We start from the raw sequence: 15,076 nt of genomic DNA, 5'->3' as shown, positions 1-15,076 counted from the left end.
CTACTTATTCTGAAGATCCTCATAAGAACCTGAGAAATCATCTATGGCATTAGTATCCCAGTTTTCAAAAGAAATAGAATTTCCACCGGAAATACTTAAGGTTTGACCTTCCAGATTCAGGTTTTGAGGAGAACCTCCGGTTGTTTCTATACCCTGTATAAGATTGTCAATTTCTGTTTTGCTGTAGAGTTCAGGTTTATTTTCGAGATCAGTATATTGACCGGAAAACAAAATGGGCTTATTCTGAAGATCCTCATAAGAACCCGAGAAATCATCTGTGGCATTAGTATCCCAGTTTTCAAAAGAAATTGAATTCCCACCGGAAATAGTTAAGGTTTGACCCTCCAAATTCAGGTTTTGAGGAGAACCTCCTGTTGTTTCTATACTTTGTATAAGATTGTCAATTTCTGATTTACTATACAATTCTGGTTTATTCTGAAGGTCATCATAAATACCCGAAAAATCATCTGTTGCATTTGTATCCCAGTTTTCAAAAGAAATAGAATTTCCTCCGGAAATAGATAAAGTTCCCCCTTCCAGATTAAGATTTTGAGGAGAACCTCCCGTTGTTTCTATACCTTGAATTAGATTGTCAATTTCTGTTTTACTATATAGTTCAGGTTTATCCTGAAGGTCTATATACCTTCCTGAAAAATCATCTGCTGCATTTGTATCCCAGTTTTCAAAAGAAATAGAATTCCCTCCGGAAATGGATAAAGTTCCTCCTTCAAGATTTAGGTTTTGAGGGGAACCTCCAGTTGTTTCTATACCCTGTAAAAGATTGTCTATTTCTGTTTTGTTGTAAAGTTCTGGTTTATTCTGAAGGTCATCATAGAGACCTGAAAAATCATCCACTGCATTTGTATCCCAGTTCTCAAAAGAAATTGAATTCCCTCCGGAAATAGATAAAGTTCCCCCTTCCAGATTTAGATTTTGAGGAGAACCTCCGGTTGTTTCTATACCCTGAATAAGATTGTCTATTTCTGTTTTGTTATAAAGTTCTGGTTTATTCTGAAGGTCATCATAGAGACCTGAAAAATCATCTGCGACATTGGTGTCCCAATTTTCAAAAGAAATTGAATTCCCACCGGAAATAGACAGCATATCTCCTTCCAGAGTAAGATTTTGTCGGGGAACTCCTGTTGTTTCAATACCCTGAATGAGATAGTCTATTTCTCTCTTGTTATAAATTTCCGGTTTATGCTCAAGATCGTTATAATTTCCCGAAAAACTTGAAAGAGGGGTTCTTTCAGTAACAACATTTAGAAAAATTTCATCTATTTCATCAGCTGTATAAAAATCGGGTAACTGCGAAGGGGAGATTATACCTTTGAAGGAATCGGCTGATTTGGCGTGTAAAGCATATGGTACACTCAGAAGTTGGCTAACACCATTGAGTTTATAATTAAAACTCCCTTTGGGATCTACATGAGTTTCGATAAAAAAGGGCCCTTTAGCCCAATTTATCTCATTAAAATGACCCTTACTTATGGTCCCAGAACCAATTTCGAGAGATAAAAGCCCATTTTTATTAGTCATTATATTATGCAATTCTTCATATACTGTGGCTCCATTTGAAGAACCCTGTCGTAGAACAATTTTTAAATTAACTTTTGAATTTTCAATAAGGACTCCATTATTATCCCTTATTACAGCCTGGTAGCTAATTTTTTCGGGAGTTTGTCCAAAGGCGCTAATATGAATTAACATCATTAGCGAAAATTTAAAAATCCATTTCATTTTTTTATTTTTTTATTATTTTAAAAGTTTTAATACGTTCTGAGCCATTTGTTATGTGTAATAGATAGACCGCTACGGCTAATCCCGATACATCTACTATGGCACCGGGATCTAGAATACGGCCCTCTTCAATGAAATTACCGTGCAGATCTGTTAAATGATATTTCAGGGATTGACCAAGATAGGTAGAAGCCTCTATTTTAAAATAATTGGTAGTGGGGTTGGGATAGGCAGCCAAATTTATGACTTCTTTATCTTCTACAATTTCTTTTGGACTTATGGAAATAATAACCTAGGGGTTGCTGGACACCTTCGGCGGTATAAAGGCTATTCTCATTATAGGATAAATAGTTAACCTGGCCAATTGAATAAGAAATACTGCCTTCTTCGCCAGATATATCTCCACCAGATGTGTTTATCGAACTATGTAGATGTTTGTTTGTAGTATCGTTGTTTGGGGTATTTTGACTTTGACATAACAGTGGAGAGAGTACAATGAGTACTATAATATAATATTTCATAGGGTCGTAGGGTTGGGGGGAGATTAAGGATTTCCATTAAGTTTATTTTGTGTAATATTTAATACTTCCTTAACTGATACTTCGGCTAAAATAGCATAAAAATCGGACGAAATACACTTTTCTATACTTAACATCAATAGTTTATGATTTTTTGTAGGAATATAATTACAAGGGAAATTATAATTATAACTTAAAGGATTCAAAATAGTGCCAAGTGTAAATCTACCTTCTTAAAAAAATTAGATGTCAACAGCTATAGGACCGGGCGGGACTGTTAAAATTTTATCAGCTTTTTTATTTGAAAAGAAGATTACAATATTTTGTAGAGATGTGAGATCTCCTGGGGAAATATTCCCCAAACAATTATGTGATGAGGGAGAGATAAAACGTTTTAGAGAAACAGTATTTCAAAATTAATTATTAAAACTGGCTTTTCTTTAAGGAAGTTTAAAAATCAAAAACAGATAAGGATAAAAGAGGAAAGCGAGCTCAATTTGTTATGTGGCGTACTTTCATCTAATGGTGAAAAGTCGATCAGAATTCTGAGTCGGGCACCTTTGGAAAAGTTAAGTGGAGGTCCCTAAGCTACCCCAAAAAGGATATTACCTTATATCAATGTCGAGGGGCCTCTTCCTTTTTGGACGTTATAGTGATTTTAAATAGAACTGATGCGAACCACTGGTGAAAACACACGAAAAATAAAAAAGGAGATTCCAGTAATTTGGAATGACAGTAAAGAACAGAGTAGAGGAGAAGAAAGAATAGAGGAACTACTAATGTAATCCCTGGAAACTTTTAACGTCAGGGTTGAAACGATATACTAATTTCACTTCACCATAAGAATTAAAACATTTATCTAATAACATCATTCCTAATCGTTCCCCTTTATATTCTAAAATGAAATCGTAAGGATAATCTTCATGATAGATTTCAAAGGAATCGTTAATTGCTTTAGCCAAGTGTATAGAATCTATAGAGAGTTCCAATTTATTGGCTAAAACCCTTTTAGTGGCCTTAGATGTTAATTCTCTCGTATTCTCTTCGAGGATATTACTAATTTTAGAATTTGGAGTTTGAGGAAAATTTTCCGGCGATGAAGTAAGTTTTTTCCAGAAGCTATTCAGAAAATTTAAATCCCATTTCTTGGGGTCACTTTCTGAAGAAAAATTATTATTATTTAATCCTTTATTTATGCGGTCGTTCTGTAGGCATCCTTCTAAAATATATGAAGAAGCTGAGACCGGATTTACAAAAAAGTCAGAATTACTTTTCATTTAGTATATATTATTAGAAGTATTGTGTAAAAACGTGTTGTAGGAAAACAAGTATGAGGGAAACTATAATTATAATTTAAGGATTCAAAACAGTGCCAATTTTAAATCTGTTCTCTTAAAAAATTAAATCTCAATAATAATAGGCCTCCAGGTGACTATTAAAGTTTAACAAGATTCTTATTTTTAAAAGAATGTTAAACTATTTGTAGAGAGGTGAGATAAACCTGGGGAAATATTCCACAAAAAGACATTTAATCGGGTTGATCTAATCTTTTAAAGAATTTTTCTAACTTTAAATTCATACTATCGGAAACCTCGGAATAGCATTCTAAGAATAACAAATCCATGTCCTTATGAGACGAATATTTATTTTAAGAGAGCATTAATGACAAGGATGCCACTAATATAAAAGGACAGGAATTAGAACAGGGAGTAAGGGAATAGTAGAGAAATTAATATAATCCCCGGAAGCTTATAATATTAGGATTAAAACGATATACTAATTTCACTTCACCATTAGAATTGTAACATTTATCTAATAACATCATTCCTAATCGTTCCCCTTTATATTCTAAAATAAAATCGTAAGGATAGTCTTCATGATAGATTTCAAAAGAATCTTTAATTGCTTTAGCCAAATGTATAGAATCTATAGAAAGTTCTAATTTATTAGCTAAAACTCTTTTAGTAGCATTAGATGCTAATACTCCCATATCCTCTTCGAGGATATTACTTATCGAAGTATTTGGGGTTTGAGGAAAATTTTCTGGCGATGAAGTAAGCTTTTTCCAGAAGCTATTCAAAAAATTCAAATCCCATTTCTTTTGGGGGTCACTCACTGAAAATAAATTGTTGGTTAATCCACTATTTAGACGATCGTCTTGTAAGCAACCTTCTATGATGTAAGAAGTTTGAGCTGGATTTACAAAAAAGTCAGAATTACCTTTCATTTAGCGAGTATGTTTTAGACGTAATGCATAAAAAACAGGTGTAAGATATATAAAATAATTGAAACTTTAACTTTATTTTCTGGATATTTAGTTTTTCCTACAACAAGGAAATTTCGGTTATAAATTTAGATGACACTCTAAAATTATATTTAGGTAAACCAGTCTGAAGTAAATATTCCTTTGGCTAAAAATATTAAGACTAATCTGGTGATAAATTGGTGATTTTATTACTCGTAACCTGGAATTAGTTAAAATATGGGAGGGACCTTAGAAGACATTCTATTTTAATAAAGCATTACAAATAAAATTTAATTAAAAAATTTGACCAGCAATAGTTCCCTGTATATTTACTACCTGTATAAGAGAGATAAGGAATCTTATTAGAACTTTTTTATTCTATTTAATAAAAATGGGAAGTATCAGGAATTACCAGGACATTAAACAATATTCAAGATTTCTTATATGAAATATATTCTTGTTACTTTGTGTGTTTTTGTTGTTCAAATTAACTTTTCTCAGGAACATAGGAATGCGAAATTTGGAATTCGCGCTTAACGCAAATTTTTCTCACATGAATTTTTCCAAAGGATCTCCTCCTCCAGAAAGTGCCGTAAACACGAATTGGCAACCAGGGATAACTGCAGGTTTTCTAATGCTTGTTCCCTTAACAGGAAATTTTTCTGTTCAACCGGAATATTTATTTTCACAAATGGGAGGTAAGGTAGCAGATGAAAACTAAGCAGTATAAAATGTATTACGTGAGTTTACCAGTCCTGGTGAATTGGCAAATGCTCAATAATTTTTCATTATTGGCAGGACCTCAGTTTGATCTCCTAATAAATGGAGACGATAAAACAGACAATAATACCGCTTCTCTTGAGCGTGAGATTGAACATCGTAGTATTTTTTTTATTGGAGGTTTAGAATATGCTATTACAGAAAACCTGGTTTCAGGAGTAAGATATATGCATGGGTTTAATCATATTGGTATTAACAGGGAAACCGGATATGAAGAATTTAAATATGATGGGGTGCAGATAAGTCTTTCTTACCTCTTTTAGAGCGTCTTAACTATTTACATTTGTTCAAAGGAATGTATTGGCTATTGGCCTTACATTCCTTTTTTATGTTTTAAAATTAACGTGTGCGTAAAACTTTATCTTTTATTTAACCCTGCTACTACGGCATATCCTTTAGGGTTTGTGGTGATTTTCCTAATTTAGGAATTCAGAAGAATTTTAAAACCACACTATGAAAATAGGATTTCATGCCTCTCACGAACAATTTGCTCCAAGTCGTTTACTAAAACTCGTCCAGCAGGCTGAAAAGTAGGTTTTCAGGCCATAAATTCTTCAGATCATTTTCATCCCTGGAGCGATAAACAAGGGGAAAGCGGATTCGCCTGGAGCTGGCTGGGAGCAGCTATGCAGGCCTCAAGTTTAGATTTTAGCGTTGTCAATGCCCCGGGACAGCGCTACCATCCCGCTATTATTGCCCAGGCTATGGCCACCTTAAATGAAATGTTTCCTGACAGACTTATAATTTGTGCCGGGAGCGGGCAGCTTCTTAATGAGAACATAACCGGGGAGCAATGGCCTCCTAAAGAAATACGTAATGCCCGATTAAAAGAATCTGTAGAAGTGATGCGGGAATTATGGAAGGGAGATTATTTAACCCACAAGGGTATTATTAAGGTGGAAAACGCCAAACTTTTTACCACTCCGAAAAAGACTCCAACTGTATATGGAGCCGCCATCACTCCTAAAACAGCAGCCTGGCTGGCCCATTGGGCAGATGGTTTAATTACTATTTCCAAGCCTTTAGATGAACTTCAAAGAATGGTGGATGCCTTTAGAGGAAATGGTGGTGAAGGAAAACCAATGGCTTTAAAAGTACAGATCTCCTATTCCTCATCCTATGAAAGAGCCCTGGAAGGAGCCTGGGAACAATGGAAGAATAATATTTTCCCAAGTAGGCTACTGGCAGATATTGATACAGCTGACAAGTTTGATGACCTTGGGGAGAAAGTTAGAAAAGAAGATCTTAAGGATTACGTGATCATTAGTGATAAAGCTGAAGCATTTATTGAAAAGATTCAGCAGTACCACGAAATGGGTTTTGAAAGAATTATAATCCACAATGTAAATAAAGAACAGGAAGAATTTATAGAATTCTTCAGTAAAAATGTTTTAGCCCGGTTTAAGTAAAAAGAATTGATAATCCCTCAAAAAGGAAAAAATGAATAAATATTGGTATAAAAATGCAGTGATCTACTCATTGGACGTTGAAACATTTAAAGATTCAAATGGTGATGGAATTGGAGATTTTAAAGGACTAAAAGAATCCCTCCCATATTTATCCAGCCTGGGAGTAACCTGTCTATGGCTCCTTCCTTTCTTTGACACTCCTAATAAAGATAATGGTTACGATGTACGGGATTACTATAAAGTAGATGCGCGTTTGGGAGATATGGGCCATTTTGCAGAATTAATAGATTCAGCAGATGAAGCAGGAATAAGGGTAATAATTGATCTTGCTGTTAACCATACTTCTACACAACATGAATGGTTTCAAAAGAGCCGTAAGGGTAAAGATTCAAAATATAGAGATTTCTACATCTGGGTAGATGAAAAACCAAAAAATGATAATAATAATATGATGACCGGGGGAGAGGACGGTGGTTCAAACTGGAAATATGATGAAGAGGCAGATGCTTTTTATTACCACACCTTTTTCTCGCACCAGCCCGATCTAAATATTTCAAATGAAGACGTACAAAAAGAGATATTCAGGATTATGCATTTTTGGCTGAAATTGGGAGTTTCGGGATTCCGGATAGATGCTGCACCTCACATGTTTACCGAGAAAGGAAAAGTTGATTTTGGTGAAGATCCCCACAGCATTTTTAGACATTTTAGGGAATTTGTAGAAACGCATAAAAAGGATGCCATTCTTCTTGCTGAAGTTGATCTTGAACCAGAAAAGTACGAGAAATTCCTGGGAGATGAAGATCAAATGCATATGCTGTTTAATTTTTACGTCAACAATTTCCTCTTTCTCTCATTTGCAAAAGAAGAAGCAACACCAGTGGCTAAAGCATTGAAAAAGATGCCACAAATCCAGGAGAAAGAACAAATGGCCATTTTTCTTCGTAACCACGATGAATTAAATCTTGATAAACTAAGCGATAAAGAGAAAGAAGAAGTTTTTAAAGTTTTTGCCCCCGATGAAAACATGAGGATCTTCGGTCGCGGGATAAGAAGACGTTTAGCATCAATGCTGGGTAACGATAGAAAAAAGATAGAACTTGCTCACAGCCTGCTATTCACTCTCCCCGGCACGCCTGTTCTTCGTTATGGTGAAGAAATAGGAATGGGCGAAGATCTTTCTATGGAAGGCCGTAGTAGTGTAAGAACTGTCATGCAGTGGGCCGACAGGAAGAACGGAGGGTTTTCAGATGCTCGTACCGAGAAGTTAATAAGAAATGTTATTTCTGAAGGTGATTTCGGTTACCAGAAAGTAAATGTAAATGACCAGCACCGAGATCCTGATTCTTTATTACACTGGATGGAGAGAGCGATAAACACCCGAAAAGAATTTCCGGAATTTGGCTGGGGGAATTATGAAGTTCTGGATACCGGAAGTTCCAAAGTGCTCGCGCATTGCAGACAATCAGATAAAGGATTGGCGATCGCGCTTCACAACTTTTCTTCCGAAGAACAAAAGGTCAAATTAAAACTGAAAGAATCTGAGGATATCATAGATATTTTTGGAGATAAGAAATACAAAAAATTTAATACTGATACACAGGAAATAACGCTATCACCCTATGGTTACAGGTGGTTGCATAAAAGACACAACTTCTTATGATCGAAAAGCAATTGAATGACTTTTTATGGTGGCAAAAAGAGATTGTATATCAAATTTATCCGCGGTCTTATAAAGATACCAACGGAGACGGAATAGGAGATCTCAAAGGAATTAGAGAGAAACTGGATCACATAAAGGATCTGGGAATTAATGTGGTTTGGATCTCTCCCATATATCCTTCCCCTATGGCCGATTTTGGATACGATGTCAGTGACTATACAGGCATTCATCCAATGTTTGGTACAATGGAAGATTTTGATGAATTACTGGCTGCAATTCATGATAAAGGAATGAAGCTAATTCTCGATTATGTACCAAATCACTCTTCCAGTGAACATCAATGGTTTAAGGACTCCAGAAGATCTAAGGATGATCCCAAAAGAGATTGGTATATATGGAAAGATCCTGCACCCGATGGTGGACCACCAAACAACTGGTTAAGTGTTTTTGGAGGAAGTGCCTGGGAATATGATGAAACTACGAATCAATATTATTATCACGCATTTTTAAAAGAGCAGCCGGATCTCAACTGGCGTAATCCGGAGGTTAAAAAAGCCATGTTTGATGTACTGCGCTTCTGGATGGATAAAGGTGTTGATGGATTCAGGGTAGACGTCATGTGGCATATGATCAAGGATGAGCAATTCAGAGATAATCCTCCAAATCCTGATTATACTGAAGATAAATCCCCTTATGATAAACACCTGCAGGCTTATACTACAGATCAGCCGGAGGTTCTTGATCTCGTGAAAGAAATGCGAAAAGTCACCGATGAGTATGATGAACGGCTTATCATTGGTGAGATATACCTTCCGGTGGAACAGCTGGTAATGTATTATGGCGACAATAATAATGGAGCTCATTTACCTTTTAATTTTCAGCTGGTACTGATACCCTGGAAAGCTGCAGAAATTAAGGCTGTAATAGATAAGTATGAAGGTGCACTGCCTGCTGAAGCCTGGCCAAATTGGGTGTTAGGAAATCATGATCAATCCAGGCTGGCAACCAGAATAGGAACTGAGCAGGCGAGGAATGCGGCTATTTTACTCCTAACCTTGCGTGGCACTCCCACTATTTATTATGGAGAGGAAATAGGAATGCAGGATGTTCACATTCCGCCGGAAATGGTAAAAGATCCACAGGAGAAAAATATTCCCGGGAAAGGACTGGGAAGAGATCCTGAAAGAACACCTATGCAGTGGGATTCTACTGAATATGCAGGTTTTTCAGATAAAGAGCCGTGGCTGCCACTTATGGAAAACTATAAGAAAATTAATGTGGAGCAGGAAAAGGATGATGAAAATAGCATGTTGAGTTTTTACCAAAAACTCATCGCTTTACGACAAAAGGAGCTTAGCTTTTCAAATTGGAAGATATGAACCTTTATCATCAGGGGAAAATCTTCTGGCCTATAAGAGAGTAAATGAGGGGAAACAATTTCTGGTTGTACTGAACTTAGGCAAATCTGAAGAAAGCGTTAAGCTTAAAGATACCCAGACTCAGGGAAAAATTTTGATTAGCACAAAAATAGAGAGAGAAGGAGAAAAGATTAATTCTGAATTCCATTTAGGAGCTAATGAAGGTCTGATAGCTGAAATTGAAAAGATTGAATAAAACCGGAAAAAGAGTTATGAAAGCATTAGGAAAGAAAATATGGGTAATTGCTGAAGGTTATATTCCCACGTACGGAACAGGAAAGGAACCGGAATTTACCAGTCACGAAACCGCCTGTATTTTAAATACATCAGATGAGAAGGCAGAAGTAGAAATTACCATCTTCTTTAGCGATAAAGATCCTGTGGGACCATACAAAGTGACAGTGGAGGCACAGCGCACAAAACACTTACGATTTAATGATCTTAAGGATCCTGAGCTAAGTGCCTCTGGGAACAGATTATGCTTGTGTTATAGAATCAAATATTCCTGTTGTAGTTCAGCACACCAGGCTGGATTCAAGACAGGCAGAAAATGCGCTGCTTTCAACTATTGCGTATTCCGAATGAGCTTATAAAATCGATTAATCTGCTCTGAAGAGAAAATATTTTTCAGATTATTATTCCTTCAGAAATTCAATGTTTAATTCATTTATGTTACTACAGCTATAATTTTGACAGGGCCATTCTAGTCTTAGCAATTATAGACAGTGCATTTTCCGGAGAAAAATTTTAAAATATTAGTGCTGTTTTTATCTACTCTAAAGCTTTAGGAAAGAGGAATTTTTTATATTCTCCGTCCAATACAGGTTTTAATTTTTATTTATCTTTATAGTAACCTTCAACTATTCGGAAATGAAAAAAATCTCTCTGCTTTTTTATGCTTTCGTGGTTTTGTTCCTGAGTGCAGGTTGTGGAGCCGGAAATTCCACTTTTTCTGAAATTTCCAGAGCACCGGAGGATGTGCCTGATGCATTTGTTCTTCAGGAAGGAGTAGTCTTTGATGAAAATTCCTGTAAGAGCCCTCTTATCGATCCCCGGGATGGCACCCAACTCATGATCATTAGATCAAGTAATTCAATCGGGGATTATTTAGGACCGGAGGGCAAATACGGCTTAAGAAGAAAAGAACTTTTAAGGATCAACTGCAAAACAGGGGAGGTGATAGGTATTGTAAAAAGATAATTTTTTGAAGGAAAAACTTCTTCCCTGCTAATTCTATTCTCTCTTCTCTCTTCTCTCTTCTCTCTTCTCTTTGTATTCGGTAATTTTTTAAACTTCCTCAATAACAAAAAACCCATCATTTCCCTGTGCCTGATATAATGGCATAAAGATGTAGGCATCCCACTCGCTCTTTAATTCTTTGCCATTTTGCATAGCCAAAACTTCTCCTTTTTTTATTTTTTGGAAATTTTTATATCCCGGCTGCATTTTAAATTCATCATCTTTTTCTAATCCATGTCTATGGATTATTTCAAAAACTTTTTGATCCGGTGCATTCTTGCTTGCAAAATTTTCAACACAATCGGGATAGCAGGAAATACTTTTAAGATTTAAAGAACAGGCTTCTTTTAATGCCAGCCAGATCATACCCTCGTGATTTTCTATAGATTCTGTATTTTCGTGTTGCCCGGCTTCAAAAGTAAATCCTGTAAGACCTGTTCTGCTTAAGTAATGGTCAATAGCTCCATATACTATATCACTGAAGCCGCGCACGATGTACGTAGGGAATTTCTGTGCCCATTCATCATTGTCATTAACAACCTGAACTGAAACATATGGAAGACTATCTGAAGAGGTGGTGTGGCAATCCAGAAAATATCTTTTTCCGTAGTCTTTTTCAGGATACTTTTCCAGTATTTCAATGATCTCGTGCATTTCCCGCTGCTCGTGTGTATCTTTTTTCTTCCGGGTAATGCTGTCTTCTTTCCAGGTCCTGTTAAGATCTTCTTCGATAAATCTTTGTCCCTTTTGAAGCGCAAGTTTGTTGCCTGCTACTCCTACAATTTTACCTTTTATTTCAGGTTGGGTTTTTTCCAGTTCAGAAAAAACTTTTTTAGTGCCTTGACTCCGCTGGGCTCATTTCCATGAACAGCAAGTGACAAAAATTAATGGACCATTTTCATTTCCATATTCACCTAAGATCCTGTCTGTAATTTCCACTTCTTTTTCCATTTTTCTTTTTAAACAAGTGTGGCTAATTCCTTATTAGAAATATGGCCTTTATACTTTTGTTTATATTCTACCTTTTTCTCTATTGATTCAATGATAGTAGTAGTAAAGTCGGGCAATCCTACGCTTTGCATAACTTCCAGTCCTCCCGGACTAAGTACATTGATTTCAATTAATTTATCCTCAACTACATCGAGCCCTACAAAGAACAACCCGTCCTTAATAAGTTTTGGCGCAGTTAATTCTATTATCCTCTTCATATCTTCAGTAAATTCACTAAAATCTGCTGAACCACCCAAAGCCAGGTTGTTCCGGAATTCACCTTCACCACTTTTTCTTCTTACCACGGCATGTTTTCCGTCTTCCTCAAGTACTCTTCCGTTTAACAGCAACACCCGCACATCTCCATCCTTTACAGCAGGTAAAAACTCCTGTGCAATAATATATCCCTGCTTATTAAGTGCAGTGGTAATTTGATTGATGTTCTTTTCGTGTTCATCTATAAGATAAACATCCTGACCTCCTGAGCCTTCCAGCGGCTTAAGGACGATCTTTCGATTGTGTTTCTCATAGAAATCCATTATTTCATCTTTGCTCCTGGTAATTATAGACGCTAAGTTTAATTTCTTCAGGTAATTCTTCAAAATACAATTTGTCTATAAAGGCATGAGAAAGAGCAAAAGCATCATTTAAAACGAGGACATCCTCTTCCTGCATCATTCTTCCAAATGCAACCCCGGCATGTTCCGCCCATTTTCTGCTGTCTTCTTCCTCAGTAGGATTGTTTCTTAGGAAAATTACATCTAATTCCCGGGCAGATATTCTTGTCTTTCTTGCATCTTCACTCTTTAGTTGTTCTAGGAATTCTTCAGCATTGGCAGGATTTTCTCCTTCAGGGAGTCCTATACAGTGCAATCCTAAAGGTGCACTGGAACTAAAGCTGAAATCTCCAACTGTAGCGACATAAACTTCGTGCCCACGCTGGTGAGCTTTTGTCATTATAAAGACAGAAGTCTTGGGCTTTTCGGTTTCAAGGCTATTTATTATAAAACAAATTTTCATAGATATTTTTTAAGTTTTGATTTGAGGCTACCAGCATTAATCCATGGTAGCTAACTCGCGATTGGAGATCTTATCTCCGTAATTTTTCTTGTATTCCAGTTTTCGTTCTATAGCTTCTATAACCTGATCAGAAAAATTAGGAAGTCCCAGATAAGGGAAGCTGTCCATTCCACCGGGGCTAAGAACATTAATTTCGATTAGTTTGTCTTTTACTATATCCAAACCAACAAAGAAAAGTCCATCCCTAATAAGTTTGGGAGCTGTTATTTCAACTATTTTCTTCATTTCTTCAGTATATTCGGTGCTGTTGGGTGAGGCTCCCTGGGAAATATTACTACGGAATTCACCTTCACCGCTAACCCTGCGGATGATCCCAAAGTGGCCATCTTTTTCCATCACTTTTCCATTAAGAAGCAGGACTCTTACGTCTCCATCTTTTACAGCCGGAAGGAATTCCTGGGCTATGATGTAACCTTTTTCTGTAAGAGTTTCAATAATCTGATTGAGATTTTTTTCATTCTTATCAATTAAATAAACTCCACGGCCTCCTGAACCTTCAAGAGGTTTAAGGATCATCTTCTTTTTATGATCTTCAAAAAACTGAAGGATATCTTCTTTTTTTCTTGTTATTAAAGATGCAGGTTTAATACTGCTGGGCAACTCCTCAAAATAAAGTTTATCTATAAATGCGTTGGAAAGAGCAAAAGCATCATTTAATACAAGTACACCTTCCTGTTGCACCAGCCTTCCAAAGGCAATTCCTGAATGTTCTGCCCAGGTGCGTCCAGCTTCTTCTTCAGTTGGATTATTTCTGATAAACAGCACATCGAGATCCTTAACAGATATTTTTTCTGATTTAGCCTTTTTGCTTTTAAGGGAATTGATGTATTCTTTGGGAGTTTCTGACTTGGCATTTTTACCCAGTGTTTTACAATGCACTGTTAACTCCTGATTGTTGTTATAGTTGAAATCTCCAACTCCCATTATATATACCTGATGCTTTCTCTTAAAAGCTTCATGCATTAGATATACAGTGGTTCCGGCAGTTTCCGTCTCAACACTGTTTACAACAAAACATATTTTCATGCGCTTATCATTTTAGAAAGGGGTAAACCTTTTCTGATTAAATCTAATTTCTTTTCGGTGTCTTCGGTTAATAAATAACTGGGTCGTAGAACTCCTGAATTCAGAATTCCACGATTCGTCAACTCCTGTATTATTTTTGTGTGTTTTATTCCGAATTTTCCTGCCAGCAAGGGTTCGTATTCTCCGCCGTCCTGCAGGTATTTTCTCAATTCCACCAGGCCTTTTAAATAGATAATATCTTTCAAAAATCCACCTCCCTGCATAATCCGGGAGGTTATATTAAATGCCCGCTCCGGAAGGAAACCGTACTCTCTGGTTAGCAACCGGAATATTTCCCGAAAATCACCACCATCCATTAATGCAGCTCCTGCAACCACTCTTCCTGCCAGTGTACGTAACCTAGGTTTGCGGTTAAACCATCCACAAGGTATTCAGACATTACAGCCAAACCTTCCTGCAGGGGATCATAATCTGCCAGGCCAATCTTTAACTGTTGTAATGGTTGCCAGCTTCCGTTATGAAAAGTAAGCACGTGTGTTCCCACCTCGTGTTGTATCAAAGCCATAGCTTCTTTCTTCCGCATCAGGTAATCGTCAGGCAGGTACAATTCCCCTTTGGAAACCATCATGATATTCACATCTTTTCTAATATGAACCCGGGATTTAAAATTGCTGTCCTGCTGCCTGAAATATTCAAATTCCTGCCGGGCCATACTGCTGAACCCCCTGGAATCTATAAGTTCGTCTTTCGGTGGCTTTTCTACTTCGTTTACATCCTTCAGCAATTGTTCAGCCTCCTCACATAACATTCTTTCCACACCTTTGTACAATCTTATACTATTGTAAAAAAAGTTGCGGGTACCACGCTCATTCAGCATAGTTATTTGTTGATCCAATTCCTCTCTTTTTTCCCTGAAGAGGTAAGACATAGCCGGATCATCAATATCTTCTATTTTTAAATTATAGAGC

Annotated in this window: 15 protein-coding genes and 2 pseudogenes; 7 read left to right on the top strand and 10 right to left on the bottom strand. The window is 36.6% G+C overall.

Annotation, left to right across the window (positions count from 1 at the left end):
• From LZ575_RS03360 to LZ575_RS03345, 4 genes are all read right to left on the bottom strand, one after another.
• The gene (locus LZ575_RS03360; protein ID WP_235328425.1) at window positions 1–1,740 is read right to left on the bottom strand and encodes a hypothetical protein; all 1,740 of its coding nucleotides are present in this window, start codon (window positions 1,738–1,740) and stop codon (window positions 1–3) included.
• 4 nt (window positions 1,741–1,744) lie between these two features.
• Window positions 1,745–1,978 carry a T9SS type A sorting domain-containing protein gene (locus LZ575_RS03355; RefSeq protein WP_235328423.1) on the bottom strand — a complete coding sequence of 78 codons (234 nt, stop codon included), beginning with the start codon at window positions 1,976–1,978 and terminating at the stop codon, window positions 1,745–1,747.
• A 1,056-nt stretch (window positions 1,979–3,034) separates the two neighbouring features.
• Window positions 3,035–3,535 carry a hypothetical protein gene (locus tag LZ575_RS03350; RefSeq protein WP_235328421.1) on the bottom strand — a complete coding sequence of 167 codons (501 nt, stop codon included), beginning with the start codon at window positions 3,533–3,535 and terminating at the stop codon, window positions 3,035–3,037.
• 452 nt (window positions 3,536–3,987) lie between these two features.
• Window positions 3,988–4,485: a hypothetical protein gene (locus tag LZ575_RS03345; protein ID WP_235328419.1), complete on the bottom strand. Its 498-nt coding sequence runs from the start codon at window positions 4,483–4,485 to the stop codon at window positions 3,988–3,990.
• A 529-nt stretch (window positions 4,486–5,014) separates the two neighbouring features.
• Here LZ575_RS03345 and LZ575_RS24190 point away from each other — a divergent pair.
• The 7 genes and pseudogenes from LZ575_RS24190 (at window position 5,015) to LZ575_RS03310 (ending at window position 10,973) form a co-directional block, all read left to right on the top strand.
• Window positions 5,015–5,546 (top strand): annotated as a pseudogene (locus LZ575_RS24190) (porin family protein).
• Window positions 5,547–5,828: 282 nt separating this feature from the next.
• Window positions 5,829–6,692, top strand: coding sequence for a TIGR03885 family FMN-dependent LLM class oxidoreductase (locus tag LZ575_RS03330; protein ID WP_235330666.1), 864 nt, complete (start codon window positions 5,829–5,831; stop codon window positions 6,690–6,692).
• Between the two features lie 31 nt (window positions 6,693–6,723).
• Window positions 6,724–8,355 carry an alpha-amylase family protein gene (locus LZ575_RS03325; protein WP_235328413.1) on the top strand — a complete coding sequence of 544 codons (1,632 nt, stop codon included), beginning with the start codon at window positions 6,724–6,726 and terminating at the stop codon, window positions 8,353–8,355.
• Window positions 8,352–9,734, top strand: a complete 1,383-nt coding sequence (locus LZ575_RS03320) for an alpha-amylase family glycosyl hydrolase (protein ID WP_235328411.1) — start codon at window positions 8,352–8,354, stop codon at window positions 9,732–9,734. The genes LZ575_RS03325 and LZ575_RS03320 overlap by 4 nt, the downstream gene beginning before the upstream one ends.
• Window positions 9,735–9,985: 251 nt before the next feature.
• Window positions 9,986–10,168, top strand: a pseudogene (locus LZ575_RS24185) (sensory rhodopsin transducer); the annotation flags it as partial.
• Between the two features lie 64 nt (window positions 10,169–10,232).
• Complete coding sequence (locus tag LZ575_RS24180) at window positions 10,233–10,358, top strand: sensory rhodopsin transducer (RefSeq protein WP_409187204.1); 126 nt, start codon at window positions 10,233–10,235, stop codon at window positions 10,356–10,358.
• A gap of 285 nt (window positions 10,359–10,643) precedes the next feature.
• Window positions 10,644–10,973 (top strand): hypothetical protein, encoded by a 330-nt coding sequence (locus LZ575_RS03310; protein ID WP_235328407.1) that lies wholly within the window; start codon window positions 10,644–10,646, stop codon window positions 10,971–10,973.
• Between the two features lie 87 nt (window positions 10,974–11,060).
• On the opposite strand, the gene LZ575_RS03305 is transcribed toward LZ575_RS03310, so the two are convergent.
• From LZ575_RS03305 to LZ575_RS22245, 6 genes are all read right to left on the bottom strand, one after another.
• Window positions 11,061–11,744, bottom strand: coding sequence for a succinylglutamate desuccinylase (locus tag LZ575_RS03305; RefSeq protein WP_409187203.1), 684 nt, complete (start codon window positions 11,742–11,744; stop codon window positions 11,061–11,063).
• 227 nt (window positions 11,745–11,971) lie between these two features.
• Complete coding sequence (locus tag LZ575_RS03300; protein ID WP_235328405.1) at window positions 11,972–12,604, bottom strand: hypothetical protein; 633 nt, start codon at window positions 12,602–12,604, stop codon at window positions 11,972–11,974.
• Window positions 12,546–13,022: a hypothetical protein gene (locus tag LZ575_RS03295; protein WP_235328403.1), complete on the bottom strand. Its 477-nt coding sequence runs from the start codon at window positions 13,020–13,022 to the stop codon at window positions 12,546–12,548. The genes LZ575_RS03300 and LZ575_RS03295 overlap by 59 nt, the downstream gene beginning before the upstream one ends.
• 36 nt (window positions 13,023–13,058) lie before the next feature.
• The gene (locus LZ575_RS03290; RefSeq protein ID WP_235328401.1) at window positions 13,059–14,108 is read right to left on the bottom strand and encodes a glutathione synthetase; all 1,050 of its coding nucleotides are present in this window, start codon (window positions 14,106–14,108) and stop codon (window positions 13,059–13,061) included.
• Window positions 14,105–14,464, bottom strand: a complete 360-nt coding sequence (locus tag LZ575_RS22250) for a tyrosine/phenylalanine carboxypeptidase domain-containing protein (protein ID WP_255702751.1) — start codon at window positions 14,462–14,464, stop codon at window positions 14,105–14,107. Before LZ575_RS22250 ends, LZ575_RS03290 begins: the two co-directional genes overlap by 4 nt.
• On the bottom strand, window positions 14,464–15,051 hold the full coding sequence (locus LZ575_RS22245; RefSeq protein ID WP_255702947.1) for a tyrosine/phenylalanine carboxypeptidase domain-containing protein: 588 nt from the start codon (window positions 15,049–15,051) through the stop codon (window positions 14,464–14,466). Before LZ575_RS22245 ends, LZ575_RS22250 begins: the two co-directional genes overlap by 1 nt.
• Window positions 15,052–15,076 lie beyond the last annotated feature (25 nt).

This window comes from Antarcticibacterium sp. 1MA-6-2, assembly GCF_021535135.1.
In the GTDB taxonomy this organism is placed as follows: domain Bacteria; phylum Bacteroidota; class Bacteroidia; order Flavobacteriales; family Flavobacteriaceae; genus Gillisia.
This window is presented reverse-complemented; position numbering and strand designations above follow the sequence as displayed.